This window comes from Bacillus sp. ISL-51, from assembly GCF_018613535.1.
In the GTDB taxonomy this organism is placed as follows: domain Bacteria; phylum Bacillota; class Bacilli; order Bacillales; family Bacillaceae; genus Bacillus.
The window spans coordinates 14007-40448 of sequence record NZ_JAGGQB010000003.1 but is presented as its reverse complement, the minus strand read 5'-3'; the positions used below and the strand labels follow the sequence as shown (position 1 = coordinate 40448).

The 26442-nt window shown below is 45.5% G+C and carries 22 protein-coding genes, 1 other RNA gene and 1 pseudogene; 21 read left to right on the top strand and 3 right to left on the bottom strand.

Features of this window, described 5'->3' with window-relative positions:
• Positions 1-159 precede the first annotated feature (159 nt).
• From J7E26_RS01830 to J7E26_RS01780, 11 genes are all read left to right on the top strand, one after another.
• On the top strand, positions 160-345 hold the full coding sequence (locus J7E26_RS01830) for a helix-turn-helix domain-containing protein (protein WP_087920807.1): 186 nt from the start codon (positions 160-162) through the stop codon (positions 343-345).
• A gap of 124 nt (positions 346-469) precedes the next feature.
• Positions 470-700 (top strand): preprotein translocase subunit SecG, encoded by a 231-nt coding sequence (gene secG, locus J7E26_RS01825; protein WP_214802981.1) that lies wholly within the window; start codon positions 470-472, stop codon positions 698-700.
• A gap of 119 nt (positions 701-819) precedes the next feature.
• Complete coding sequence (locus J7E26_RS01820; protein ID WP_214802983.1) at positions 820-1560, top strand: alpha/beta hydrolase; 741 nt, start codon at positions 820-822, stop codon at positions 1558-1560.
• An 18-nt stretch (positions 1561-1578) separates the two neighbouring features.
• Positions 1579-3909, top strand: a complete 2331-nt coding sequence (rnr, locus tag J7E26_RS01815) for a ribonuclease R (protein ID WP_214812999.1) — start codon at positions 1579-1581, stop codon at positions 3907-3909.
• A 134-nt stretch (positions 3910-4043) separates the two neighbouring features.
• Positions 4044-4514: an SsrA-binding protein SmpB gene (gene smpB / locus J7E26_RS01810; RefSeq protein WP_214802988.1), complete on the top strand. Its 471-nt coding sequence runs from the start codon at positions 4044-4046 to the stop codon at positions 4512-4514.
• A gap of 168 nt (positions 4515-4682) precedes the next feature.
• Positions 4683-5045: a transfer-messenger RNA gene (gene ssrA / locus J7E26_RS01805) on the top strand.
• Positions 5046-5508: 463 nt separating this feature from the next.
• Positions 5509-6096 carry a YdeI/OmpD-associated family protein gene (locus tag J7E26_RS01800; RefSeq protein ID WP_214802991.1) on the top strand — a complete coding sequence of 196 codons (588 nt, stop codon included), beginning with the start codon at positions 5509-5511 and terminating at the stop codon, positions 6094-6096.
• 322 nt (positions 6097-6418) lie between these two features.
• Entirely contained in the window at positions 6419-7255 is an 837-nt protein-coding gene (csn, locus tag J7E26_RS01795; RefSeq protein ID WP_214802994.1) for a chitosanase, read from the top strand.
• Positions 7256-8396: 1141 nt separating this feature from the next.
• Positions 8397-9914, top strand: coding sequence for a pre-toxin TG domain-containing protein (locus J7E26_RS18515; RefSeq protein ID WP_214985092.1), 1518 nt, complete (start codon positions 8397-8399; stop codon positions 9912-9914).
• A gap of 15 nt (positions 9915-9929) precedes the next feature.
• Positions 9930-10235, top strand: a complete 306-nt coding sequence (locus J7E26_RS01785) for a barstar family protein (protein ID WP_214802997.1) — start codon at positions 9930-9932, stop codon at positions 10233-10235.
• Between the two features lie 114 nt (positions 10236-10349).
• Complete coding sequence (locus tag J7E26_RS01780) at positions 10350-11144, top strand: SDR family NAD(P)-dependent oxidoreductase (RefSeq protein WP_214803000.1); 795 nt, start codon at positions 10350-10352, stop codon at positions 11142-11144.
• Positions 11145-11187: 43 nt separating this feature from the next.
• On the opposite strand, the pseudogene J7E26_RS01775 reads toward J7E26_RS01780, so the two are convergent.
• Positions 11188-11532, bottom strand: a pseudogene (locus tag J7E26_RS01775) (LysR substrate-binding domain-containing protein); the annotation flags it as partial.
• 312 nt (positions 11533-11844) lie between these two features.
• On the opposite strand from J7E26_RS01775, the gene J7E26_RS01770 reads away from it, so the two are divergent.
• Entirely contained in the window at positions 11845-12480 is a 636-nt protein-coding gene (locus tag J7E26_RS01770; RefSeq protein WP_214803003.1) for an FMN-dependent NADH-azoreductase, read from the top strand.
• Between the two features lie 46 nt (positions 12481-12526).
• On the opposite strand, the gene J7E26_RS01765 is transcribed toward J7E26_RS01770, so the two are convergent.
• Positions 12527-13573: an oxidoreductase gene (locus tag J7E26_RS01765; RefSeq protein WP_214803006.1), complete on the bottom strand. Its 1047-nt coding sequence runs from the start codon at positions 13571-13573 to the stop codon at positions 12527-12529.
• Positions 13574-13710: 137 nt separating this feature from the next.
• Here J7E26_RS01765 and csoR point away from each other — a divergent pair, with 137 nt between their 5' ends.
• The 6 genes from csoR to J7E26_RS01735 all read left to right on the top strand — a co-directional run bounded on the left by csoR (position 13711) and on the right by J7E26_RS01735 (position 20262).
• Entirely contained in the window at positions 13711-14016 is a 306-nt protein-coding gene (csoR, locus tag J7E26_RS01760) for a metal-sensing transcriptional repressor (protein WP_214803008.1), read from the top strand.
• Between the two features lie 71 nt (positions 14017-14087).
• Entirely contained in the window at positions 14088-14294 is a 207-nt protein-coding gene (gene copZ / locus J7E26_RS01755) for a copper chaperone CopZ (RefSeq protein ID WP_214803009.1), read from the top strand.
• Positions 14295-14377: 83 nt separating this feature from the next.
• A complete protein-coding gene (gene copA / locus J7E26_RS01750) occupies positions 14378-16807 on the top strand; it encodes a heavy metal translocating P-type ATPase (protein WP_214803010.1) in 2430 nt (809 codons plus the stop codon).
• A 145-nt stretch (positions 16808-16952) separates the two neighbouring features.
• Entirely contained in the window at positions 16953-19061 is a 2109-nt protein-coding gene (locus tag J7E26_RS01745) for a heavy metal translocating P-type ATPase (protein ID WP_214803011.1), read from the top strand.
• A 120-nt stretch (positions 19062-19181) separates the two neighbouring features.
• On the top strand, positions 19182-19853 hold the full coding sequence (gene bdbD / locus J7E26_RS01740; RefSeq protein WP_214803012.1) for a disulfide bond formation protein BdbD: 672 nt from the start codon (positions 19182-19184) through the stop codon (positions 19851-19853).
• Complete coding sequence (locus tag J7E26_RS01735) at positions 19843-20262, top strand: disulfide oxidoreductase (protein ID WP_214803014.1); 420 nt, start codon at positions 19843-19845, stop codon at positions 20260-20262. The genes bdbD and J7E26_RS01735 overlap by 11 nt, the downstream gene beginning before the upstream one ends.
• Positions 20263-20295: 33 nt before the next feature.
• Here J7E26_RS01735 and J7E26_RS01730 read toward each other — a convergent pair whose 3' ends face one another.
• The gene (locus J7E26_RS01730; RefSeq protein WP_214803018.1) at positions 20296-21096 is read right to left on the bottom strand and encodes a zinc-dependent metalloprotease; all 801 of its coding nucleotides are present in this window, start codon (positions 21094-21096) and stop codon (positions 20296-20298) included.
• A gap of 245 nt (positions 21097-21341) precedes the next feature.
• Here J7E26_RS01730 and J7E26_RS01725 point away from each other — a divergent pair, with 245 nt between their 5' ends.
• The 3 genes from J7E26_RS01725 to J7E26_RS01715 all read left to right on the top strand — a co-directional run bounded on the left by J7E26_RS01725 (position 21342) and on the right by J7E26_RS01715 (position 26428).
• Complete coding sequence (locus J7E26_RS01725) at positions 21342-21950, top strand: trimeric intracellular cation channel family protein (protein ID WP_214803021.1); 609 nt, start codon at positions 21342-21344, stop codon at positions 21948-21950.
• Between the two features lie 182 nt (positions 21951-22132).
• On the top strand, positions 22133-24448 hold the full coding sequence (helD, locus tag J7E26_RS01720; RefSeq protein ID WP_214803024.1) for an RNA polymerase recycling motor HelD: 2316 nt from the start codon (positions 22133-22135) through the stop codon (positions 24446-24448).
• A 171-nt stretch (positions 24449-24619) separates the two neighbouring features.
• Entirely contained in the window at positions 24620-26428 is a 1809-nt protein-coding gene (locus tag J7E26_RS01715; protein WP_214803027.1) for an assimilatory sulfite reductase (NADPH) flavoprotein subunit, read from the top strand.
• Positions 26429-26442 lie beyond the last annotated feature (14 nt).

Below are 26442 nucleotides of genomic sequence, written 5' to 3'. Positions count from 1 at the left end.
ATGTTCGTTGACTAAAGGGAATAGCCGGACTGGAAAAGTATTGACAAAAGTTAACAAAACCCGTATCTTATGTAGTAAGACAGAAAGTACTTTACAGAACGGAAGGTGAAGAAAGTGGTCGAAAAGATACAGATCAGAAGAGATTATGTGCTGCAATATATGGTCAATAACGACTACTCGTTAAACCAGCTCGCCCTGGAGATCGGAATATCCCCCGCCACACTGAGCCGCGTACTGAATGGAGAGAGAAGGCCGGGCCAGCTGGTCATCGGAAAGATGCTGTATTATTTTGATATGAAATTTGAGGACCTTTTTTACTACGACTTTGTTGACAAAAGTCAATAACAACGAAAGAAACCATTTTTAGTTCTGTTTTTCTGATGTGCTCTGTATTGATACGGCGTGACATGCCAATGCTTTTCATGTAAAATAGAAGTAATGTAGGCCAGTCAGTCTGGAGGTGTATGGGATGCACACATTTTTGATTACCTTATTGGTTATCGTCAGTATTGCACTTATTATTGTCGTATTGCTTCAGTCCAGCAAAAGCGCCGGTTTATCGGGTGCGATTTCAGGCGGGGCGGAGCAGCTTTTCGGAAAACAAAAAGCAAGAGGCCTTGATCTGATTCTTCACCGCACAACCGTTGTGCTGGCAGTCTTGTTTTTCGTTTTAACGATTTCGCTAGCGTATGTCGTATAAGGCAATGTTTGTATAAGGTCTGATTTAATATCAGGCCTTTTTCTTGTTGAGGGACGGTGTTTGTTTCTCGGCAAACTGTGGAAAACTAAATTGAATGTGCAAAAAAAGGGGTTATAAGCATGAAAATCGTAACACCAAAACCATTTACATTTAAAGGCGGAGACAAAGCGGTTCTTCTGCTGCACGGATTTACCGGAAATACCGCAGATGTCAGAATGCTCGGACGTTATTTAAATGAGCGCGGCTATACTTGCCACGCGCCTCAATATAAAGGGCACGGCGTTCCGCCGGAAGAGCTGGTCCATACAGGGCCTCACGATTGGTGGAAAGACGTTATGGACGGTTATGAGTATTTAAAATCTGAAGGCTATGAAAACATCGCGGCCTGCGGACTGTCACTCGGCGGGGTTTTTTCATTGAAATTGGGTTACACTGTACCCATAAAGGGAATTGTTCCTATGTGTGCGCCGATGCACATAAAAAGCGAAGAGGTTATGTACGAGGGAGTTCTTTCCTACGCGCGCAATTATAAAAAATTCGAAGGAAAACAGCCGGAGCAGATTGAAAAGGAAATGAAGGAGTTTGAAAAAACGCCGATGAACACCCTGAAATCTCTGCAAAAGCTGATTGCCGATGTGCGCCAAAACGTCGACATGATCTATTCCCCGACATTTGTGGTTCAGGCCCGGCATGACCATATGATTAATACAGAAAGTGCAAACATCATTTATAACGAGGTAGAAACGGACGATAAACAGCTGAAATGGTACGAAGAATCCGGACATGTCATTACGCTGGATAAAGAACGTGATCTCGTTCATCAGGATGTGTACGAATTTTTAGAGAAACTCGATTGGTAACAAACAGGAGGTCGGATAATGGAAAAAGAAACGTTTATGGACCGCCTTCTCTCGTTCATGAAGGAAGAGGCGTACAAGCCACTTACCGTTCAAGAGCTTGAGGAGATGATGAATATTACGGAAGCGGAGGAATTTAAAGAGCTGGTGAAAGCTTTAGTGGCGCTCGAGGAGACAGGCCAAATCGTGCGCACGCGGAGCAACCGCTACGGGCTTCCGGAAAAGATGAATTTAATAAAAGGAAAAATTTCGGCGCATGCGAAGGGCTTTGCTTTTCTGCTGCCGGAGGATACCGCGTTAAGCGACGTGTTTATTCCTCCGACTGAGCTGAATACGGCCATGAACGGCGATATTGTCATGGTGCGGCTGAATTCTCAGTCAAGCGGTTCGAGACAGGAAGGAACGGTCATCCGCATTTTAGAAAGAAGCATTGACCGTGTCGTCGGCACATACACAGAAACAAAAAGCTTCGGCTTTGTCATCCCGGATGATAAAAAAATCACGAGCGATATCTTTATCCCGAAACACGCCAAAAACGGCGCGGCGGAAGGCCATAAAGTCGTGGTGAAGCTGACAAGCTATCCGGAAGGCCGCATGAATGCCGAGGGAGAAATCGTTGAGATTCTCGGACATAAAAATGATCCGGGCATTGATATTTTATCAATTATCCATAAGCACGGCCTGCCGGGAGATTTTCCGGCTGAAGCGATGGAGCAGGCAACAAATACGCCGGATACCATTGATGAAAAGGACATAAAAGACCGCCGTGATTTGCGTGATCAAGTGATCGTCACCATCGACGGCGCGGATGCGAAGGATTTGGATGACGCCGTCACCGTGACAAAGCTTGATAACGGCAGTTACAAACTCGGTGTCCATATTGCCGACGTCAGCCATTATGTCACAGAGAACTCGCCGATTGATCAAGAAGCGCTGGAAAGAGGCACAAGCGTATATTTAGTCGACAGGGTTATTCCGATGATTCCGCACAGACTGTCAAACGGCATCTGCTCTTTAAACCCTAAAGTCGACCGCCTGACGCTTTCCTGCGAAATGACCATCAATCAGCAGGGGCAAGTGACAGAGCATGAGATTTTCCAAAGCGTGATCAAAACGACGGAAAGAATGACATATTCCGATGTCAATCAGATTCTCACCGAAGACGATGCCGAGCTGAAAGAAAGATACGAGCCGCTCGTTCCGATGTTTAAAGACATGGAGCGTCTGGCTGAAATTCTTCGGGCAAAGCGGATGAACCGCGGGGCCGTTGACTTCGATTTTAAAGAAGCGAAAGTGCTCGTCGATGATGAAGGCGCCGTAAAAGACGTTGTGATCAGAGAGCGTTCCGTCGCTGAAAAGCTGATTGAAGAATTTATGCTTGTCGCAAACGAAACGGTGGCCGAGCATTTTCATTGGATGAACGTGCCGTTTATTTACCGGATTCACGAAGAGCCGAACGCTGAAAAGCTCCAAAAGTTTTTGGAATTTGTGACGACATTCGGTTACATCGTAAAGGGAAAAGCCGGAGATATTCATCCGCGCGCATTGCAAAGCATTCTTGATGAGGTGCGGGACCGCCCGGAAGAAACCGTCATTTCAACGGTTATGCTCCGTTCTATGAAGCAGGCGAAGTATGACCCGCAAAGCCTGGGGCATTTCGGGCTGGCAACTGAATTTTACACTCACTTCACATCGCCGATCCGCCGCTACCCTGACTTAATCGTTCACAGACTGATCAGAACGTATTTAATCAACGGGAAGACGGACGAGGCAACGCGGGAAAAGTGGGCTGAACGTCTGCCGGAAATCGCTGGCCACACGTCAACGATGGAACGCCGCGCCGTAGATGCCGAACGGGAAACGGACGATCTGAAAAAAGCGGAATATATGCTTGATAAGATCGGAGAAGAGTTTGACGGCATGATCAGCTCCGTCACCAACTTCGGGATGTTCGTTGAGCTGCCGAATACGATTGAAGGGCTTGTCCATGTCAGCTTCATGACGGATGATTATTACCGTTTTGACGAGCAGCACTTCGCCATGATCGGCGAGCGCACGGGCAATGTTTACCGCATCGGAGACGAAATTACGGTTAAGGTCGTTGGCGTTAATAAAGACGAACGAAACATCGACTTTGAAATCGTCGGCATGAAAGGCACCCCGCGCCGCCCGAGAGAAACAGGCGATCGCAGAAAACGCGGCAGACCGGCGCGAAAACGAGTATTGAACAGCAATACACCTGCTTCCCCGCCGCAATCAGAAGAAAAAGGGGAATGGTTTACAAAGCCGAAAAAGAAGAAGAAACGCGGCTTCCAAAACGCGCCGAAGCAAAAGCGTAAAAAGAAGAAGTAGTAACAGAGAAAGCAAACAGGGCAAAATGCTCTGTTTGCTTTCTTTCGCAAGCCGCATATTCATTGTCGTTACGCGCTCCTTTTGCTAAAATAGAGCGTATCGCACACACGAACGGTTTTTGAGGAGGGTAAGGCATGCCAAAAGGATCAGGCAAAGTATTATCGCAAAATAAAAAAGCGAACCACGATTATTTTATAGAAGAAACCTATGAAACAGGCATCGTGCTGCAAGGAACAGAGATTAAGGCCATCCGCGCCGGCCGCGTAAACATGAAGGATTCCTTCGCAAAAATCGAACGCGGTGAAGTGTTTCTGCACAACATGCACATCAGCCCGTACGAGCAGGGAAACCGCTACAACCATGACCCGCTGCGGACGAGAAAGCTTTTGATGCACCGGAAAGAAATCAATAAGCTGATCGGACTGACAAAAGAAAAGGGCTATTCCCTCGTGCCGTTAAAGCTGTACTTAAAAAACGGCTTTGCCAAAGTATTAATCGGCCTCGGAAAAGGGAAGAAAACATACGATAAACGCGATGACTTAAAACGCAAAGACGCCAAACGGGAAATTGAAAGAGCGTTCAGAGACAGACAAAAAGGCTTCTGATGCATACAGCTTGATGTGACGATCAGCCTTATGCTATACTGTTCACACATCAAGTTCACAGAAGGTTTTTTGAAGTAATTCCCAATTGAATTTGTCTGTGGCCATGATATAATAAGAGTACAGCCAGTTGAGCAAGAGCTTGAAATATCTCCCGTATACCCTTTACAAGGGGACGTTACGGATTCGACAGGGATGGATCGAGCTTGAGCTGCGAGCCGAGAGGCGATCTCGTTAACACGCACCTAAATATAACTGGCAAAACTAAAAGTTTTAACCAAAACTTAGCACTAGCTGCCTAATAAGCGCAGCGAGCTCTTCCTGACATTGCCTATGTGTCCGTGAAGAGCACATCCAAGTAGGCTACGCTTGCGTTCCCGTCTGAGAACGTAAGAAGAGACTGACAGACTAGCTCTCGGAAGGCCCGCCAGCAGGCACGAAGACGAGTGAAACACAAAATATGCAGGCTACGCTCGTAGACGCTTAAGTAATCGATGTTTCTGGACGTGGGTTCGACTCCCACCGTCTCCATACATAAGACGAAACCGCAGTGTTGTCACGCGGTTAAAATAAAGCATAAATTGTCCGAAAGGACAGTTTATGCTTTATTTTTTACAACGATTTATATGCAATAAATGCAATCTAACAATTCGTCGAACTGGATTATTTTTTATGCATGAATGTGGTTTAAATCTATTTTAGATAATGATGTTCAATTGAAGTTATTAAAGCCGGGCGCTATATTCCCTTAAAAATACATTTTATAGATCCATTCTATCGGGACCGCTTCTTTAATGAACAGGTTCTTACTTATTGGTTCGTTAAACAAATATTGTTGATTTTCTTTAACTGACGGGCAGATTAGCGACGAAAACTTTCCAAGCCAGATCTGCTTGACACGGCACCGTTTAGCGTCTTAGCATAAAGAGCTGGAGAAAGTGGGAATGAATATTCTTGACTGTCAGCTGGTTAAAAACATGAAGAGAGGTGTTCCTTGATGACAAATAGCAGTATGAATCCTAAGGTTGATGAATATATGAGTAAAGCTAAAACGTGGAAGGAAGAATATGAGAAGTTGAGAAATATCGTTCTTGACTGTGAGCTGACCGAAGAATTTAAGTGGATGCATCCTTGTTACACGTTCGAGAAAAAGAACATCGTGTTAATACATGGATTTAAAGAATATTGTGCGCTTCTGTTTCCCAAAGGCGCCTTGTTACAGGATGCCCATGGAATTCTAATCCAACAAACGGAGAATGTACAGGCGGCGCGCCAGATCCGGTTCACCAATGTTCAAGAAATAGCTGAAATGGAAACCATCTTGAAAGCCTATATTGATGAAGCCATTGAAGTTGAAAAAGCCGGTTTGAAAGTGAATTTGAATACAGAGTTCATCATTCCTGAAGAACTTCAAAATAAATTCGATGAAATCCCTGCCTTGAAAACTGCTTTTGAAGCCTTGACGCCGGGACGGCAAAGAGCATACATTCTTTATTTTTCTAAAGCCAAACAATCTAAAACGCGAGAGTCAAGGGTTGAAAAATATGTGCAGCAGATTCTCAATGGAAAAGGATTACATGATTAGTCTATTCGATAAGAAATTAAATGAATCAACCTCGCTTTGCATTCATTCAAACTCCTTTTTGGATCGCGGTAGCACTGAAAAAAACAAAAAAGTGAAAGGTGCGCTTTTCTTGAACTAAAGCGGCCATTCCAAATCAATTTGTTTTTCAAAAAAAAAGGGACCGCCTGCCGGGATGGTTCCTTTTTTGTGTTTTGAGCTTACTTTTCAAAAATATGTAATATCAACATTGAAAATAATGACAAAAAATATCTATTTTAACAAAAACCTGATGTCTTAATGTATACTAAACTAGTAGTTATCTTTTGTTGAAAGGGGTAATAGAATGAAAGTCGGTTTGAAGGCAAAAGCAGTATCATGGAGGAAGGCAGCTATTTCATCACTTATTCTTGCCGCGGTTTTTACCCTGATGATGAACGAAACGGTTTTTGCAGCGGGGCTGGACAAGGATCAGAAGCGTCGAGCGGAGCAGCTGACCAGTATTTTTGAAAACGGCAAGACAGAAATTCAATATGGATATGTGGAACATTTGCCTGATGGAAGAGGTTATACTTGCGGCCGGGCCGGCTTTACAACCGCTACCGGGGATGCATTGGAAGTAGTGGAAGTGTATACAAAGGCAGTACCGAATAACAAACTGAAAAAGTACCTGCCTGAATTGCGCCGCCTGGCAGAAAAAGAAAGCGGGAATATAAGCAATCTCAAGGGTTTTGATTCAGCTTGGCGTTCGCTTGGAAATGATAAAGAATTCCGCGCTGCTCAAGATGCAGTAAACGACAGCTTGTATTATCAGCCTGCCATGAAACGGTCAGATAATATCGGACTGAAAACGGCGCTGGCGAAAGCTGTGATTTACGATACAATTATCCAGCATGGCGACGGTGATGACCCAGACTCCTTGTATGCATTGATCAAACGCACAAACAAAAAAGCGGGCGGCTCTCCTAAAGATGGAGTAGATGAGAAGAAATGGTTAAATAAATTCTTGGATGTACGCTATGACGACCTGATGAATCCATCAAATTCTGATACACGTGATGAATGGAGAGAATCAGTTGCCCGAGTGGATGTCCTTCGCTCTATCGCCAAGGTGAACAACTACAATCTGAACGGACCGATTAAGGTTTCTTCAGACGAGTATGGTGACTTCGTGATCAAGTAAGCAGCGATGTGTTGCCTGAGGGGGATTCCCCTCTCGTGTTAGCGAAATGAAACATTGGGCGGCCGTTTGGCCGCCTTCAGACTGTCATTTAGATTTTTGGTCAGGCCGTGGATTTGAACACGACCTGTTATTTTTGTTGACCATTAATATTAATCAATAGCAGTAGATCGAAAAAGAGTGTACAGGATGCAATGAGAAACATCAAATTGACATAAGTTTTTCTGGCATTTCCCCCTTTTTTTAATTCCCCTGAGTTAATGACCGATTTTCCTGCTCATTTGATTATTATATAACCACGAAGAATATAACCAGCCAGCTTATGAAATCAGCCGCCGCATTGTTCAAGTTTAATATTCCAACATAATCTAAGCCGTTTGTAACCCAGATGTCATCAAGCAAACATATTTTGTGACACTGTTATAGGCTTCCTATAAGAACTCATATTCGTCCATGTCCAGTAATTCGCCAGCCACCCAAGGCCTGCAGCTTCTAATCACTACACCCCAAAAAATGATTGGTAAGATTTGAAGCTGTTTTCTTCTATCTCTGACAGCACCCATTTGTTGCATTTTTCGCTTGAGCAGGCGAAAGGGATTCAAGGAAATTTTTCATTTGAACAGCATCAATTAAAGGAACTCCTGCCGCGATTGCCTTTCTACTTAAACGTATATCTGTTATTTTCTTGTTGGTAAGTTGATGCTTCATAAGGGCAGTAACCAGAAGTTCAGCTTCTCTTTTTGTCTTGGTACTTATCCTGCTGCGATGTTTGAGCCGGCGACAGCTGAGATACCTAAAGCCAGAACAAAGACAATAGCCAACCTGTTTTTAAAATTACCTAGCACACTATTTATTCAGAATCTTCCTTCATTTAAACTGAAATTCTTTTCTAAGTAGGGTTACTCACATTTAAAAAACATATTGCTTATATTTTTTATTTAATGTTAATAGAAATAAATATAAGCATACTTAGTTCAAAATCTTTTTGATAAAAAAGGATTTTTTATAGGTTTAAAAAACCATATTTTTATGTTATACCTATTAAGGGATTTTATTGAAAATGATAAATATACAGGAATGAAAGGAGCAATTAGGAACATAAATTGAGCAGTAATCAGCTAAGTATAAATTAGAGGAACTAATGGTGAAAAAACTCTTAAGTGCTATACTAATTATTTTTGTTTTTTCAATGGTTAATTTACCGAATTACATAAAGCCTGAAAAAGCATTTGCTGTATCAAACGAAATAACCAAAAAGGATTTTGCTGATTTAGATACAGCGTTAAATACGCTTTTAAAGCTTCAGGAAGAGTACCACAAATTAGACAAGTCTAAACAAACAAAATGGGTAGAAACCAAAAAAAAAGCAATCAAAAAGTTAATAGATAGTGAAATTGTTAGTGCTAAAAAATTAATAAAGACTAAGATTATACCTTTGGTACAAAAAGCAGTCGATGACTATAAGAGTATTGTGCAAACTTTAAAAGAAATTAGTAAGGGTATTGATGAAACAGTTGCTGCTTTAGACCAATGTAATAAAGCCATGGATGAAATTAATGATATTCTTGATGGCGAAGTGAAAAATGTTAATGAAATGAATAAAGCCATGGACGGATGGGTTAAAAATCTAGATGACATGAATAAAGAAGTAGACGAAATGAATAAAGACTTAGATGACGTGCAAAGAGCCATGGATATGTGTAATCGTGGTTATGATCAAATGAATCATGCACTTACCGGTCTGAATAAAGCAGCAGATGAGACAAATGCTAATCTTAAAGCTATTGATTCTAATATAAAGCAAATGACTAAATCGGTTGATCAGATTAATTCTGGTGTTACACAAGTATCCAAAAGTATGAAATATGTAAATAATTCATTTGATAAGCTTGATAAAAACTTGGATGCTATGAGTAAAACTAAAGTGCATTATAATTATCATTATTATTCATCAGATGGTTTAACAACTACAAAATTAAATAAATTAAATCAAAAAACAAAGGAATTAGAGAATTCTCAAAAAAATATAAAGAAAATAGAAGTTAATATAAACAACATCTCTCATTATGATGTCAGTAACTTAAAAAATGCAAAACATGTTCTATCTGTTACTGCTGATCTTATTCCATTATTATCGAATGTTAAGGGTGGAAGTGAAGCTATATCAGGAAAAGATCTAATTACTCAAAATGAACTTTCTGCATTTGATAGAACGGTAGCTGCATTAAGTATAGTAGGGGGAGATTTAACTAAGCTTCCAGGAAAGTTAGCGGGAACTGTATCAAAGGCTAACAAAACATCAAAATATGTTGAGAACAGTGTTAAAGCTAATAAAGTACTAAATAGCTTCAGTGAAGTGGCTGATTTTGTTTCTAAACATGGTAAATTGCCAAATAACTACATTACAAAAGCAGATGCAGAAAAGCTAGGATGGGTAAGCAAAAAGGGAAACTTATCAAAAGTAGCACCAGGAAAAAGTATTGGTGGGGATATATTTAAAAACAAAGGAAATCCTTTACCAACAGCTAAAAATAGAGTATGGTATGAAGCGGATATAAACTATACTACAGGGTATCGAGGAAATGACAGACTTCTTTATTCTAATGATGGGTTAATCTATAAAACAACAGACCATTATAAAACATTTCATAAAATAAAATAGTAGAAGGTGTTATTAATGTTAAAAGTCATTATAGACGGAAAAGATTTTACAAGTGCAGAAGCTTTACACCGAATTTTAAAAGATAAATTAGATTTCCCGGATTATTATGGTGAAAATCTAAATGCATTATGGGATTGTCTGACAGGCTGGATAGAGCTGCCGCTGACTTTGGTGTGGAGGCATTTTGAGATCAGTCAGAAGGAATTGGGTTCGGATGCTGAGGATTTCTTGGAGCTATTTCAAGAGGCTCAGGAAGAGTTAGAGAATCGGTTTGTCATTCAAATCGAGCAGCCGTCACTTGGGACAACGGACAGGCACTAAAAAGTGCGTACTTCCCGTCAGCCATTTTTCTATCCGATAATAGAGACGGAAGGTTTCAGGCTTTCGATTTCTGTCCATATATAAGAAAAGATATGCGATAGGGAGGAATGGATGATGGATTTGCAGATGAAAGGGAAAACGGCGCTTGTGACCGGGTCTACGTCAGGAATCGGGAGGGCGATTGCGGCTTCGCTGATTGCAGAAGGTGCGGATGTCATCATTAATGGGCGCCGGGAAGAGAAGGTGAAAGAAACGATTCGAGAATTGCAGCATCAGACACCGGGCGCCCGTCTGTATCCGGCTGCATTTGATTTAGGAACGGCGGAAGGGTGCAGCGGGATTTTTCAGCAGTATCCGGAGATCGATATTCTCGTGAACAATTTGGGGATTTTTGAGCCGGCGGAATACTTTGATATCCCGGATGAAGAGTGGTTCCGGTTTTTCGAGGTAAACATCATGAGCGGCGTTCGGCTGACACGCCGGTATTTGAAGCAGATGATTGAACGAAAGGAAGGACGGGTGATTTTTATCGCCAGTGAAGCGGCGGTCATGCCTTCACAGGAAATGGCCCATTACAGCGCTACCAAAACGACGCAGCTTTCACTGTCGCGAAGCTTGGCTGAGCTGACAAAAGGGACGAGTGTGACCGTCAATACGGTGATGCCCGGTTCTGCCAAGACAGAAGGCGTCGAGGCGATGCTGGAGTCGCTTTATCCTGATGAAAACCTGACCGTTACAGAGGCGGAAAAACGGTTTATGCAGGAAAATCGTCCGACGTCCATTATTGAGCGATTGATCCGCCCTGAAGAAATTGCTCACTTTGTCACCTTTTTAAGCAGTCCTTTGTCGTCTGCGATTAACGGATCGGCTTTGCGGATCGACGGCGGATTGGTGCGGAGCATTATATAATATGAAAACACGGAAACCCCCGCGGGTATAGAAGCGGGGGTTTTTAATTCGTGCCGTGCTGATGAAACCATTCGATTATCCGGCTGATCAAATCCTTTGTGGGGCTGTCAAAATGCTCTTCTTTTTGATTTGTCAAAAGCCCGACCGGCGGTGAGATCGCCAGGTTATGAATCGGGATGACCTTCGTGCCTTCGAGCGGCTCTGAATGCGCCGTGGCCGTAAAGATGGAGACGCCGATATTTTCCCGGACATAATATTGATGAGCCATGCTGCTGGTCAGCTCCATTTTTCGATAGCGGCTGCCGATGGCGCGCTGCAGATGCTGTTCAATTTGAATCCGGATCGGGCAATTGGCAGGCGTAAAAATGAAGCATTCATTTTCTAAATCAGTTGCCGCATTATGTTGATAACATGGCGGAAGCCGCCTTGAAACAAACACAGCCCCCTGACACAAAAGTGCCGAAATTATAGGCGTATCTAAGGATCAGCGGGGAATGATCCGTACTTTTCAGCGGATTGCGGACGGCGTATGAACGGTGATTCGTCCGTCTTTTTTAAAAAATATACTAATTTCGAGATATTATTGTTGCTAAATGATTTTTTTGTAACTATAATTATTACAGAGTTGAATAGTATAAAAAAACATTCATATTTCATAATAAATGTGTGTGTAATCTGAAAACGAAAGGGCTGTTATACTATGGCAAAAGTACTTTATATCACTGCTCATCCTCACGATGAGGAAACATCTTACAGCATGGCAACCGGAAAAGCGTTTATCGATTCTTATAAAGAGTCAAACCCGAATGACGAGGTTGTACATATCGACCTGTATAAAGAAAACATTCCACACATTGATGCGGACGTATTCAGCGGCTGGGGTAAACTTCGATCAGGTACTGGTTTTGAAGAGCTTTCTGAAACGGAAAAAGCGAAAGTCGGCCGTCTTAATGAATTGAGCGATCAATTCGCGTCAGCTGATAAATACGTGTTTGTCACACCGCTTTGGAACTTCTCATTCCCGCCTGTGATGAAAGCGTACCTTGATTCTGTAGCAGTAGCAGGAAAATCATTCAAATACACAGAACAAGGACCGATCGGCCTTCTGACTGATAAAAAAGCGCTGCACATTCAAGCGCGCGGAGGCTATTATTCTGAAGGCCCTGCGGCTGATATGGAAATGGGCCACCGCTACATCGGCATCATGATGAACTTCTTCGGTGTTCCTTCTTTCGACGGATTAATCGTTGAAGGCCATAATGCTGAACCGGATAAAGCGCAGCAAATTAAAGAAGATGCGATTTCCCGTGCGAAAGAAGCAGGAAAATCATTCTAAACCCGCAAAAAAACCTCCTTGCTTATACGGCAGGGAGGTTTTTAATTTAGGATTCCAGTATAACCGTCCGTTTTTGTTCACTGCTTTTCATCGCGGCTTCAATGACGCGGATGACATGAATGCCTTCCTCAGCCGTAACGGGAAGCCGTTTTTCTTTCTGAATGCTATCTGCCAAAAGCTTATAATACGTAAGGTACGAACCGTGCAGCGAGGGAATTGTTTCTGTATTTCTCCTATCTTCCTCGGCAATTGTCAGCTTTCCGAAATAGTCGGGATCGTCTGCGCCCCAGCTGTCATCAACCGGTTTTTTACCCGCAAGCAGCGCGCGCTCTTGTCCGTCCGTCCCGTATTTGATAAAGCTTGAATGCTTTCCGTGAATTTGGTAGCGGGGACCGCTTGCCGCATTCATAGACCCGGAATGAAGAACGGCCTGAAGCTTGCCGTAATGCAATGTGACATGAAAGCAGTCGGTTGTTTCGCTGTTCTCCCGCTGTTCCATTACATGTGCGGTGACAGCTTGCGGCATGCCGAAGAGGCAGAGGGCCTGGTCGATGATATGCGAGCCGAGATCGTACAGCGTGCCTGTGGCGGGCCCGCTTTTTTCCCGCCATTTTTCCTGTACTTCCGGATTGTACTGATCGTAAGAGACGTGATATGTATGAATGTCCTTAAGAGATCCGTCTTGAACAAGCTTTTGAATCGTTAAAAAATCGTTGTCCCAGCGGCGGTTGTGATACACACTCAATAAGACCCCTTTGTCCTCAGCCGTTTTCTTCAGCTCTTCAGCTTCGGCGGCTGTCGCCGTCATCGGTTTTTCCACAACGACGTGTTTTCCCGCGAGGAGACATTTCATTGCTGATTCATAATGCATTCCGCTCGGTGTAGTGACAATGACGAGGTCAATGTCAGGGTCGCCGGTAATCTCTTCTATCGTACGTACGGCTTCGGCCCCGGGCAGATCGCGTTTCACCTCATTCGTTCTGGATGTCATGACTTTTTTAATATGGTAGTCATCAAGAACGTCTAGAAGCGGTGCATGAAAGACGGAACCGGACAAACCGTATCCTAATAGGCCAACCTGTATTGTATTCAATGATTCTCCCCCTTTTCATAATAGCTAAACGTTATATACCCTGCGATTCAGCTGGTAAAACCTGTGAGGTGAATTTTTTTACATCAGTTTTCTGAACTTGTATAATGAGAATGATTAAGAGAAATAGAGGTGGACGAATGGACAAGCATACGGAGCATCAATCGTTAAATCATAAAAGTTCGAAGGAAAAAGAACAGATTAAAAACCGGCTGAAACGGATTGAAGGCCAGGTGAGAGGCATTCAGAACATGATAGAGAATGAGCGGTACTGCGTGGATATTCTCGTTCAGATTTCGGCCGTACAGGCAGCTATGCAAAAGGTTGCTCTGCATTTGTTAGAAGACCACACCCATCACTGCGTATCAGACGCGATTAAGAGCGGGAACGGGGAGCATGCCATTACCGAGCTGCTGGATGTGATGAAAAAATTCGCGAAATCTTAAACAAAACGGTTTTAATACCCTACAGGGGTATGGTAAACTGAATGTGAAAATAAAATGTGGAGGGAAGCAGCATGGAACAAAAAACGCTACAAGTAGAAGGCATGTCCTGCCAGCACTGTGTAAAAGCCGTGGAAACGAGCGTCGGAGAGCTGAACGGAGTCACCGCGGTTCACGTGCATCTTGAAGCCGGACAGGTGGACGTTACGTTTGATGAAAAGCAAGTCTCCGTATCAGATATAAAAGACGCCATTGAAGATCAGGGCTATGATGTCGTTTAATGCTTTATCGCGCTTGGGGAACGGGCGCGGTTTTCTTTTACTATTATACATACCCCAGGGGGGTTTGAGGAGAGGTGAGTGCATTGAGTGAACAAAAAGAGATAACGATTCAAGTGGCAGGGATGACCTGCGCCGCCTGCGCATCAAGAATTGAAAAAGGGCTGAAACGTATGGACGGAGTCACTGACGCCTCCGTCAATCTGGCGCTTGAGACGTCAAACATTTCCTATCAGCCTGACAAAATCGAATCTGAAGCGATTAAAGAAAAAATTGAAAAACTCGGATATCACGTCGTCACAGAAAAAACGGATTTTCAGATTGAAGGGATGACCTGCGCCGCCTGCGCCAATCGAATTGAAAAGCGGCTGAATAAAATAGAGGGAGTCGACAGCGCGCCGGTTAACTTCGCTTTGGAAACAGTAACCGTTGAATACAATCCAAAAACCGTTACGGCCGCGGACTTGAAAGACACAGTCGCGAAGCTCGGCTACCGTTTAGAGGAAAAGGGAGATGGCGAGGAAGGCTCAGCCGAAACCCATAAGCAAAAGGAACAGCGAAAACAGCTGACCAGGCTGATATTTTCCGCCGTTCTCTCATTTCCGCTCTTATGGTCGATGGTCAGCCACTTTTCATTTACGTCCTTTATTTGGATGCCTGACATCCTGATGAACCCATGGATGCAATTCGCGCTTGCCACACCGGTACAGCTTATCATCGGATGGCCTTTTTACACAGGAGCGTACAAAGCTCTCAGAAATAAAAGCGCCAATATGGACGTCCTTGTTGCGCTCGGAACGACGGCGGCATATGCTTACAGCCTTTATCTTACTATCGCCAGCCTCGGCCGAAACGGTCATGCTGAGGGGCTTTATTATGAAACGAGCGCGATTCTGCTGACTTTGATTTTGTTAGGAAAGCTTTTGGAAACGAAGGCGAAGGGTCGCTCATCAGAAGCGATTAAAAAATTAATGAAGCTTCAGGCGAAGACGGCCGCGGTCGTGCGGGACGGACGGGAACAGGTGATTCCGATTGAAGAGGTACGGACCGGTGACATCGTTTATGTGAAGCCGGGAGAGCGCGTCCCTGTAGACGGTGAGGTCATCGAAGGACATTCAGCGATTGATGAATCTATGATCACGGGAGAAAGCCTGCCCGTTGATAAATCTCCGGGCAGCACCGTAACCGGCGCGACGATAAACGCAAACGGCTTTCTCAAGATCAGAGCAGTCAATGTCGGAAAGGATACCGCTCTCGCTCACATTATTAAGATTGTGGAGGAAGCACAAGGATCAAAAGCGCCGATTCAGCGCCTCGCCGATCACATATCCGGCATCTTTGTCCCGGTCGTGTTAGGCCTTGCCGTGCTGACTTTTTTCATTTGGTATATATGGGCGGCGCCGGGGCAGTTTTCTGAAGCGATCGGCAAGTTCATCGCGGTTCTCGTTATCGCCTGTCCGTGCGCACTCGGACTCGCCACCCCGACGAGCATTATGGCGGGATCAGGCCGGGCGGCTGAATTCGGCATTCTGTTTAAAGGCGGAGAGCATTTAGAAAAAACACAGCGGCTGACGACGATCGTGCTTGATAAAACGGGAACCGTTACAAACGGCAAGCCTGTATTGACAGACGCCATTCCCGCAGCGGGCGTGGAAGAGGATGATCTGCTGAAGTTTGCGGCGGCGGCTGAAACGGGCTCGGAGCATCCGCTTGGCGAAGCGATCGTATCCGGTGTCAGAAAGCGGGGCATCACCCTGCCGAAACTGACCCGTTTCGAAGCCCGCGTCGGTTCCGGCATATACGCTGAAGCGGAAGGCAAAACGATTCTCGTCGGAACTAGAAGGCTGATGGAAAGTGAAAATATCGAGCATGAGGCGCTTCTTTCTCAAATGTCTATGCTTGAAGCAGAGGGGAAAACGGTCATGCTTGCAGCCGCTGACGGAAAAGCAGCAGGGCTTATCGCGGTCGCCGATACAATAAAAGATACGTCAAAAGCTGCGGTGAAGCGTCTGACGGACATGGGGCTGGATGTCATCATGATGACCGGAGACAACAAGAAAACGGCGGAAGCCATCGCAAAAGAAGCCGGCATCATCGCTGTGATTGCTGAAGTGCTTCCTGAACAAAAAGCTGAAGAAATTTCCCGGCTGCAGCAAGAAGGCAGACTTGTGGCCATGGTCGGCGACGGTATAAACGATGCTCCGGCCCTGGCGACGGCTGATATCGGCATGGCCATCGGCACGGGGGCTGACATTGCAATGGAGACTGCGGATATCACGCTGATACGCGGAGATCTGAACGGTATTGCCGATGCCATCGGCATGAGCCGCCTGACCATGAGAAACATTAAACAGAATTTAGGCTGGGCTTTGGGGTACAACACCATCGGCATCCCGATCGCCGCAGCCGGCTTTTTAGCTCCGTGGGTAGCGGGCGCGGCAATGGCATTCAGCTCAGTATCGGTGGTCCTGAATGCATTGCGTTTACAAAAAGTGAAAAAAGGCAAAATCGGCTGATGCCGGTTTTGTTTTTTTATTGACACTTTATCCAAAAGCGGCATATAATAAAGAAACTAATATATGAATATATGCTCATATATATAATTTGTTTACTTGCGTTCATGTTTTGGGAATCCTATTACGGAAGGTAAGGTGAGTCAAAATGAAAGCAGCCAAGCGGGAATTTGTGTTGGACGGACTGGATTGCAGCAACTGTGCGAAAAAAATTGAAAATGGCGTAAAGTCCATTGACGGCGTTGACGGGTGTGATGTCAATTTTGCGGCAAGCATCATCACGGTTACAGCCGGCGGCAAAGACGAACAATGGATGAAAGACGAAGTTGCGAAAAAAGTAAAAACCATTGATCCGCACGTAACCGTCCGTTCAAAACAAGACAAAAAAACAGGCGGCGATGTATACCGTGAAAAATTGCAGATGATGATGGTAAGACTGGCTGCAGGCGCCATTTTGGCGGCAATTGCTTATTTCGTTCATGCGGGGGCCGTCCTTGAATTTCTGCTCTTTTTCGCCTCTTATTTAATCATCGGCGGGGATATCGTAGCCAGAGCAGCCAAAAACATTGTGCGGGGCCAGGTGTTTGATGAGCATTTTCTGATGGCGCTTGCTACAATCGGCGCTTTTATCATCCATCAATATCCGGAAGGCGTCGCGGTCATGCTGTTTTATCAAATCGGCGAACTGTTTCAGGGAGCGGCAGTCAACCGATCCAGAAAATCAATCAGCGCGCTGTTGGACATTCGTCCTGAGTACGCGAATTTGAAAACAGAAGAAGGCATTACGGCGGTTTCTCCGCAGGAAGTAAAGGCAGGACAGGTCATCGTTGTCAATCCGGGAGAACGGATCCCGTTAGACGGAAAAGTGCTGAGCGGCTCATCAATGGTTGATACATCTGCTTTGACCGGGGAATCCGTACCGAAAAAAGCGGCGCCCGGACAAGATGTGATGGCCGGGTTCATGAACCAAAACGGCGTTCTGCACATTGAGACGTCAAAAGGATATGAAGACTCTGCCGTATCGAAAATACTGGACCTTGTTGAAAATGCGGGCAGCAGGAAAGCAAAAACGGAAAACTTCATCACGAAATTCGCAAAATATTATACGCCGGCAGTTGTCATTGTTGCAGTGCTTCTCGCCTTTCTGCCGCCGCTTCTCGTCCCGTCCGCCGCTCTTTCTGACTGGGTATACCGGGCGCTGATTTTTCTCGTGATTTCTTGTCCGTGCGCGCTCGTCGTCTCCATCCCGCTCGGGTTTTTCGGCGGTATCGGAGCCGCATCAAAAGCGGGGGTGCTTGTAAAAGGAAGCAACTATTTAGAGGCGCTCAATCAAGTAACTTACGCGGTTTTTGATAAAACGGGAACCTTAACAAAAGGCAATTTTGCTGTTACTGACATCAAACCGGCAGAGGGTTTTACAAAAGACCGGCTGCTTTATACGGCGGCACTTGCAGAAATCCATTCCAACCACCCGATCGCTGCGTCCATTCGCGAAGCTTACGGGAAACCGCTGGCCGCTGAGAAAATAGACGATTATGAAGAAATCCCCGGACACGGTATTCGGGCAAATGCCGGCGGATCAACGATATTGGCCGGAAATAAAAAGCTCATGGAAAAAGAACAGATCGCCTCCGGCAAAGGTGAAGACGCCGGAACGGTTGTGTATATAGCCGTTGATCAGCAGTATGCCGGAGCCATCGTCATCGCTGATGAAATCAAAGAGGATGCCAAACAGGCCATCGCTTCCTTAAAAGCGCTCGGCGTTAAGCGCACGATGATGCTGACAGGTGATTCAAAACAGACCGGAGAGGCCGTCGGCAGAGCGTTAGGTATTGATGACGTTTATGCCGAGCTGCTGCCGGGGGATAAGGTGCAGCGTGTTGAAGAACTGGAAGCTAAGCTTTCACCGAATGAAAAACTGATGTTTGTCGGCGACGGTATTAATGATACGCCTGTGCTTGCCAGAGCTGATATCGGGGTTGCCATGGGCGCTCTCGGCTCGGATGCCGCTGTGGAAGCAGCTGATGTCGTCCTGATGACAGATCAGCCGTCAAAAACAGCCGATGCCATCCGGATTGCACGCCGCACCCGCCGCATCGTCTGGCAGAACATCGGCTTTGCGTTAGGCGTGAAAATCATTTTTCTTCTGCTCGGCGCGCTCGGATTCGCCACAATGTGGGAAGCGGTCTTTTCTGATGTCGGCGTCACGCTTATTGCCGTTGCCAACGCCATGCGCGTCATGAGAGTGAAAATCTGATAAATGTCAAAGATAATTCTTTTTTCAGGGTTTGCTCCCGAAGGTTGTCTTGGTAAAATAGAGAAGCGGGCCGTCCGGCATCCGCTTCTTTTTTTATTTTAAAAACAATGAGGTGTCTGAGTGAAAAAGAAACAATCGTCTGCGAAATTTGCGGTGATCCTGACGTTAATCGTTGTCGTTTTATTTGGAGCCATCGTGCTTATTAATAATCAATCGGAAAAAACGGGTGAAACAGTCGCCAGCCAGCCTTCCATTAAAGGCCAGCCAGTGCTCGGCAAGGAAAGCGCTCCGGTTACGGTAGTGGAATTCGGAGATTACAAGTGTCCTTCCTGTAAAGTATTTAACAGCGATATTTTTCCGAAAATCAAAAAGGACTTTATTGACAAAGGCGACGTCAAATTTTCATTTGTGAACGTGATGTTCCACGGAACGGGCTCCCGTCTGGCGGCTCTTGCTTCTGAAGAGGTCTGGAAAGAAGATCCGAAATCATTCTGGGCATTTCATGAGAAACTGTTTGAGGAACAGCCGTCAAGCGAACAGGAATGGGTCACGCCTGCGCTTCTTGAAAAAACGGTGAAAAGCACCGCGAAAAAGGTTGATCCTGGGAAGCTTAAAGAAAACCTTGATAAAGAGACCTTCGCCAAGGAGCTTAAAGCTGACACTGACCTGAATGATACATTAAACATTACGGCTACACCGACGATTTACGTGAATGATAAGGTGATTAATAAGTTTTCCGATTATGATGAAATCTCAAAAACGATTAAGAAAGAGCTGAAAAATGAAAAATAGAATCGTATTTTTATATGTTTCTTGGGTTATTGCTCTTCTTGCCATGCTCGGCAGCCTTTATTTCAGCGAGATCAGAAAATTTATTCCGTGCGAGCTGTGCTGGTACCAGAGAATCTTGATGTACCCGCTTGTCCTGATTTTGGGAATCGCCACCTTCCAAGGTGACACGCGTGTGAAAAAATATGTGCTCCCGATGGCCGTCATCGGTGCGTTTATTTCAATCATGCATTATCTGGAACAGAAGGTGCCCGGTTTTAGCGGCATTAAGCCTTGCGTATACGGCGTGCCTTGCTCATCTGAATATATTAACTGGTTCGGTTTTATTACGATACCTTTCTTAGCCCTTACGGCATTTATTCTCATTATCATCTGTATGTGCTTTGTGAAAACGGAACGCACTTCAAAATAAAGAGCCTGCTCAATTTGAGCGGCTCTTTTTCTATTACTTATACCAAGATTTATTTGTCTCAATCTGTCTGTTATGGGAACTGTCCCAAGTATCCACTGAGTACGCATAATCATAATTCATGACACAGCGGATGCCGCTTCCTTGGGGATCATGCTGAAGCCCGAAATTATGGGAAAACTCATGCTGAGCCGCTTTTGCGGTATTGGCCGATCCTTGGTCAAGGTTGACGCTGAAAGCGGGGCCGCTCGGTTTTCCGTTATATACATACGCAATACCGCCGGCGTCAAAGCTTGATTTTGCGGTAAAACCGACGACAAAATGATAATTTTGCCTGCTGAAGCTGTTTTGGAGATTAGATAAAATTTGCGAACTGTTAGAACCGGAAGAATTCCAGGCTTGTACAGCCTGTACGACGAAATCAATATTGTGATCACGGTTGAACGCGACATCGGCCTGTTCCACAATCTGGACGATTCTGGTTTGCCAGTCGCTGTATTTGGCCCGGTATTCTGCGTCCGCCACAGCAAGCACTCTTACCTTTTGGCTGCCTGTGCTTGCTTTTGTTGACGCTTTATTTTGGCTGACATTGGCGTTAAACCGTTTTGTGCCGACCTGTTTTCCGTGTTCATCCAAAATTTTTGTGTCAACCGTCTGTTCAATCTGGACGGGTCCGCTTATATCCTTAAAATGATCGGCTTTCGGAAGAGGATCCGTATATACCGTCTTTGCAGGCTCCGCGTGGCTGTGCGAATGCGTATGGCTTTCTGCAGATGGCAGGCCGGGAATCAAGCCGGCAGTCAATAAAACAGGAAAAACAAGTGAACTGATTTTCATCTCATATACCCCCTTTATGTTAGAAAAGTAATTCAATGAAACTCTTAAAATACCTTCCATTAGAGTATAAAATAGGAAAATATTCTGTGATATCCTCCGTTCGAGATACAGTTGTCCCGGTTTTGGAAGGGAATGAGACCTGACCGGAATCAGAATCTTTCAAAAATAAGGTTGATTTTAAGGGAAAGCGATTATAAAATCTAAAGGTCGTCAGAAAATTTAACAAATAAAAAGGAGCATATGGAATGGCCTGGGAGCTGCTTAGTGTAATCGGCATCATTGCGTTTGCGGTCAGCGGAGCGATTGTTGCGATGGAAGAGGAGTATGATATTTTAGGCGTGTATATTTTGGGGATTGTAACGGCGTTTGGCGGAGGCGCCATCCGAAACCTGCTTATCGGTGTTCCGGTCTCCGCCTTGTGGGAACAGGGCGCGTTTTTTCAAATCGCCCTCGCATCAGTTACGATTGTCTTTTTGTTTCCGAAGCTTTTATTAAGGCACTGGAATAAGTGGGGGAGCCTGTCTGATGCGATCGGGCTTTCTGCATTTGCCATCCAAGGCGCTTTATATGCCGTCAAAATGGGGCATCCGCTCAGTGCGGTAATTGCGGCGGCCGTGCTGACCGGAAGCGGAGGCGGTATCATTCGTGATTTGCTTGCGGGGAGAAAACCGCTTGTCCTCAAGGCGGAAATTTATGCAGTCTGGGCCGCACTCGGAGGATTAATCGTAGGTCTCGGCTGGGTCGGAAATGCCCTCGGCTTATATGTGCTGTTCCTTGTGCTTGTGGCATGCCGCATCTGTTCCTATGTATTCAGATGGAGGCTGCCGATTCGTTCCTATCATATAGATCAATAAAAACCGATTTCCCAAAAGGAAATCGGTTTTATGTATACCCAAGCCCTCCTTGAAAAAAGAGGGGCTGTTATGATAAGATGAATTGTATTTAGCCAAAATAATGAATAATATGTATTAATATCCAATTTTAATTCTAAAGTATGTCAGCTTGTTTGTCAACTTTTATGTCGGAGGTGCTGCTGATGGCAAAGCATGATCAAGAATGGAAAGAAGAGCAGGCAAGGATAGATGCCGTACTGAACGAACTTGATAAAAAACAAAAGCGGCTTGAATCGTCGTCCGGCGGACTGAAGCAAGATATTATCGGTCTGAGAAAAACGTTTTGGGAAGACGTCACCATTAATTTGGAGGATGACCATGAAAAAGCGGAGACGTTTTCAAGCATCAAACAGCAGGCCGATATGCTCTCAGAACGTGAACGAAGCCATCGGCATCAATACCAGCAGCTTCAGAGAATCGAAAAGCTGAAAGCATCTCCTTATTTCGGCCGTGTTGATTTTACGGAAAAAGGAGAGTCTGCTTCCGAGCAGATATATATTGGACTGACCTCTCTGATGGATGAAAACGATGAGCGATTTCTCATTTACGATTGGCGTGCCCCCATTTCCTCTCTCTACTATCAATATTCCCCGGGAAAAGCCCGTTATGAAGTGCCGGAAGAAACAATAGAAGGAGAGATTACGCTGAAGCGGCAGTTTATGATTAAAAACGGGGCGCTTAAAGCGATGTTTAATACGGATATGACGATTGGCGATGAAATGCTTCAAGAGGTGCTGAGCGACCATTCCGGCTCACAAATGAAAAGCATCGTCTCAACCATTCAAAAAGAACAAAATGAAATTATCCGGGATGAAAAAAGTAAATATTTGATTGTGCAGGGAGCCGCGGGAAGCGGAAAAACATCCGCAGCTCTTCAGCGTGCCGCCTATTTGCTGTATCGGGGGCGCGGTGTGCTTGATGCCCGTCAGATTGTTTTATTTTCACCTAATATTCTTTTTAACAGCTACGTATCCGCTGTATTGCCCGAACTGGGAGAAGAAAACATGGAACAGGCGACCTTTCAGGAATACATCGTCCGCCGGCTTGGACGCAAGTTTCATTGTGAAAGTCCGTATGAGCAGCTTGAATATTGTCTGACAGAGCAAGATGATGCCGTGCTCTCTGTGAGGCTTTCCGCAATTGCCTATAAAGCATCATCGGCGTTTCAAAGTCTCATTGACCGTTATGTCAGTTCACTGTCTGCTTCCGGCCTCATTTGTAAGCATATCAGCTTTCGCGGAGAAACCTTGATTTCAAAGGAGCAGATAGAAGCTTATTTTTATTCGCTTGATCACCAACTGCCGATCCCGACCAGAGCGGAGCTGACGGCTGAATGGCTTCTTGCTGAAATCAGCGCGCTGGAAAAAAAGGAACGGCGGAAGGAATGGGTGATACAGGAAAGCGAGCTGCTCGATAAGGAAGACTATGCAGATGTATATCAAAAACTCCAAAAAAAAGAGGCGTTTGGCGAGCATACCTTTGATGACCATCAGCGGGAACAGCGGCTGCTTTGCGCTATCATTGTCAGCAATGCCTTTAAGCCGATCAAGCAGGCGGTCAGACAGCTCGCCTTTCTCGATATCAAACGGATGTATCTTCAGCTTTTCTCAGATTGGGGACCCTTTGAAAAACCCGATCAATGGCATTTTATCGGATCACTGAGCCGCGAAGCTTTTGCAGAGCTGAGGCTTCCGTATGAAGATGCAGCCCCGTATCTTTACTTGCAGGACTTAATAGAAGGAAAAAGAAAAAATACACAAATGAAGCACATATTCATTGATGAAGCGCAAGATTATTCTCCGTTCCAGCTCACTTATATCCGAAGCATATTTCCGGCGGCCAGAATGACAATACTTGGTGACGCAAACCAGTCTATCTATGCTCATACGATGAGAGACCCTTCTTCACTCGCCGGATGTTTTCAGAAAGGCGAAGCAAAGCGTGTCAGTCTGACGCGGACCTACAGATCGACAAGGCAGATCGTCGAGTTTACGAAAGCGCTGCTGGCTGACGGCGCTGACATTGAGCCATTTAACCGGAACGGCGAAACACCGCGTGTCTGCCGGACGGATACAGCAGAAGCGCAGCAAGAAAAACTGGCGGATACGATACGTGAGCTGCAGCAAAAAGGATTGGAAACGATCGCCGTCATTTGCAAAACAGCCGATGAAGCGAAACGGGTTTACGGCGCCGCCAGCGAAAAAAACGGCATCCGGTTGATCAGCAAAGAAAACCATACCTTTCAACAAGGCGTATGTGTGATACCGGTTTATTTGGCGAAAGGCATTGAGTTTGATGCCGTCATTGTACATGATGCCTCCTTTCGCCAATACAGCAGCGATCATGACCGCAAGCTATTATATACAGCCTGTACGCGGGCGATGCACCATCTGACCGTGCTGTCTCTCGGAGAAGTGACACCCTTCATTACAAAAGTACCCGCTGATTTATATGTGTAAGCCCTTTGCTGACGCAAAGGGCTTTTTATCATTAGGAATCTTAATCATTATCATCATGATTATATATTTTACTTACATACAAACTTTCGGTAAAGTTCAATTAGAACTTATTTTGACAATTCCTATAGAAATAACGTACGTTACGTTTAATTCCTTGTGAGGTGGATATCGTTGCAACTTCAGGTCATGAACAGTCCGTTTAATCAGGAGCAGGCAGAGCTCCTTAACCGCCTTCTGCCGACCTTGACCGAATCACAGAAAATCTGGCTGAGCGGTTACCTGGCTGCCGCCCGAACCGAATCCGTTGAAAACGCCGCACCTTCGGCAGGGCTCCCGGCTGAAAGCCCCGTGATCTCCAAAGAAGTGACCGTATTATACGGATCACAAACCGGAAATGCGGAAGGCCTTGCGAAACAGACGGTAAAAACGCTTGAGGAACGGGGATTCCAAGTAACCGTCGCATCGATGAATGATTTTAAGTCGAATAGTCTGAAAAAAATAAACAATTTACTGATCGTCGTGAGTACGCACGGAGAAGGCGATCCGCCGGATAACGCGCTGTCGTTTCATGAATTTCTCCATGGGAGACGCGCGCCGAAGCTTGAGGCGCTCCGTTATTCCGTATTGGCGCTCGGCGACAGCTCTTATGAATTCTTCTGCCAAACCGGTAAAGAATTTGATCAGCGCCTTGAAGAACTCGGCGGCACACAGCTTGCGCCGAGGGTTGATTGTGATCTTGACTATGATGAGCCATTTTCGGAATGGCTTGATGCCGTTCTTGGCGGTTTGAGCGAAGGAGAGACAAACAGAGCAGCCGAAGCCCCGGCTCAAACGCCGCAGACCGGTGAATCCGTCTATTCCAGAACGAATCCGTTTCAGGCGGAGGTTCTTGAGAACATCAATCTGAACGGACGCGGATCAAATAAAGAGACACGCCATCTCGAGCTGTCTCTTGAAGGCTCGGGTCTTTCGTATCAGCCGGGAGACAGCCTCGGCATTTATCCCGAAAATGATCCGGCTCTCGTTGACGAGCTTCTCAAAGAGCTGAAATGGGACCCTGAACAAGAGGTGGCGGTGAATAAACAAGGAGATGTCCGCTCGCTGAAGGACGCGCTCACATCTCACTTTGAAATCACCGTGTTAACAAAACCGCTGCTGCAAAAGTTTGCCCAGTTTACGTCCGATAATAAGTTGAGTGAGCTGCTGGCCGAAGGAAATGAAGAGCGGGCGAAAGCATACCTTGAAGGCCGTGATCTGCTCGATCTCATCCGTGATTTCGGGCCGTGTGCAGCATCCGCGGAAGAGTTTATTTCCATCCTGCGTAAAATGCCGGCCCGCCTTTATTCGATTGCAAGCAGTTTAGAAGCGAATCCGGAAGAAGTGCACCTGACGATCGGAGCCGTTCGGTACGATGCGCACGGACGGGAACGCAAAGGCGTGTGCAGCATCCTTTGTGCGGAAAGGCTCCAGCCCGGAGACACGCTGCCGATTTACATTCAGCACAACCAAAACTTCAAGCTTCCGGAGAATCCTGATACACCGATAATCATGGTGGGGCCGGGGACAGGCATCGCCCCGTTCCGTTCATTTATACAGGAGCGTGAAGAGTCCGGAGCGCAAGGGAAGACATGGCTGTTTTTCGGAGACCGGCACTTTGTCACAGATTTTCTGTATCAGACGGAATGGCAGAAGTGGCTGAAAGACGGCGTGCTGACAAAAATGGACGTCGCATTTTCCCGTGATTCAGAAGAAAAAGTATATGTGCAGCACCGCATGAAGGAACAAAGCAAAGAGTTATTCGAATGGCTGCAGCAAGGAGCCGCCGTTTACATCTGCGGCGATGAACAGCATATGGCGCATGACGTGCATCAGGCACTGCTGGACATCATTCAGGAAGAGGGCGGCATGAGCCGTGAAAAAGCGGAAAGCTTCCTGGCTGACATGCAGCAGAAAAAACGCTACCAGCGTGATGTATACTGATTTTGGTTTGAAAG

What these genes read in the sequence shown, in the direction of transcription:
- J7E26_RS01830 (WP_087920807.1), top strand. Translation starts at nt 160, where the DNA reads ATGGTCAATAACGACTACTCGTTAAACCAGCTCGCCCTGGAGATCGGA.
- secG (WP_214802981.1), top strand. Translation starts at nt 470, where the DNA reads ATGCACACATTTTTGATTACCTTATTGGTTATCGTCAGTATTGCACTT.
- J7E26_RS01820 (WP_214802983.1), top strand. Translation starts at nt 820, where the DNA reads ATGAAAATCGTAACACCAAAACCATTTACATTTAAAGGCGGAGACAAA.
- rnr (WP_214812999.1), top strand. Translation starts at nt 1,579, where the DNA reads ATGGAAAAAGAAACGTTTATGGACCGCCTTCTCTCGTTCATGAAGGAA.
- smpB (WP_214802988.1), top strand. Translation starts at nt 4,044, where the DNA reads ATGCCAAAAGGATCAGGCAAAGTATTATCGCAAAATAAAAAAGCGAAC.
- J7E26_RS01800 (WP_214802991.1), top strand. Translation starts at nt 5,509, where the DNA reads ATGACAAATAGCAGTATGAATCCTAAGGTTGATGAATATATGAGTAAA.
- csn (WP_214802994.1), top strand. Translation starts at nt 6,419, where the DNA reads ATGAAAGTCGGTTTGAAGGCAAAAGCAGTATCATGGAGGAAGGCAGCT.
- J7E26_RS01785 (WP_214802997.1), top strand. Translation starts at nt 9,930, where the DNA reads ATGTTAAAAGTCATTATAGACGGAAAAGATTTTACAAGTGCAGAAGCT.
- J7E26_RS01780 (WP_214803000.1), top strand. Translation starts at nt 10,350, where the DNA reads ATGGATTTGCAGATGAAAGGGAAAACGGCGCTTGTGACCGGGTCTACG.
- J7E26_RS01770 (WP_214803003.1), top strand. Translation starts at nt 11,845, where the DNA reads ATGGCAAAAGTACTTTATATCACTGCTCATCCTCACGATGAGGAAACA.
- csoR (WP_214803008.1), top strand. Translation starts at nt 13,711, where the DNA reads ATGGACAAGCATACGGAGCATCAATCGTTAAATCATAAAAGTTCGAAG.
- copZ (WP_214803009.1), top strand. Translation starts at nt 14,088, where the DNA reads ATGGAACAAAAAACGCTACAAGTAGAAGGCATGTCCTGCCAGCACTGT.
- J7E26_RS01745 (WP_214803011.1), top strand. Translation starts at nt 16,953, where the DNA reads ATGAAAGCAGCCAAGCGGGAATTTGTGTTGGACGGACTGGATTGCAGC.
- J7E26_RS01735 (WP_214803014.1), top strand. Translation starts at nt 19,843, where the DNA reads ATGAAAAATAGAATCGTATTTTTATATGTTTCTTGGGTTATTGCTCTT.
- J7E26_RS01730 (WP_214803018.1), bottom strand. Translation starts at nt 21,096, where the DNA reads ATGAAAATCAGTTCACTTGTTTTTCCTGTTTTATTGACTGCCGGCTTG.
- J7E26_RS01725 (WP_214803021.1), top strand. Translation starts at nt 21,342, where the DNA reads ATGGCCTGGGAGCTGCTTAGTGTAATCGGCATCATTGCGTTTGCGGTC.
- helD (WP_214803024.1), top strand. Translation starts at nt 22,133, where the DNA reads ATGGCAAAGCATGATCAAGAATGGAAAGAAGAGCAGGCAAGGATAGAT.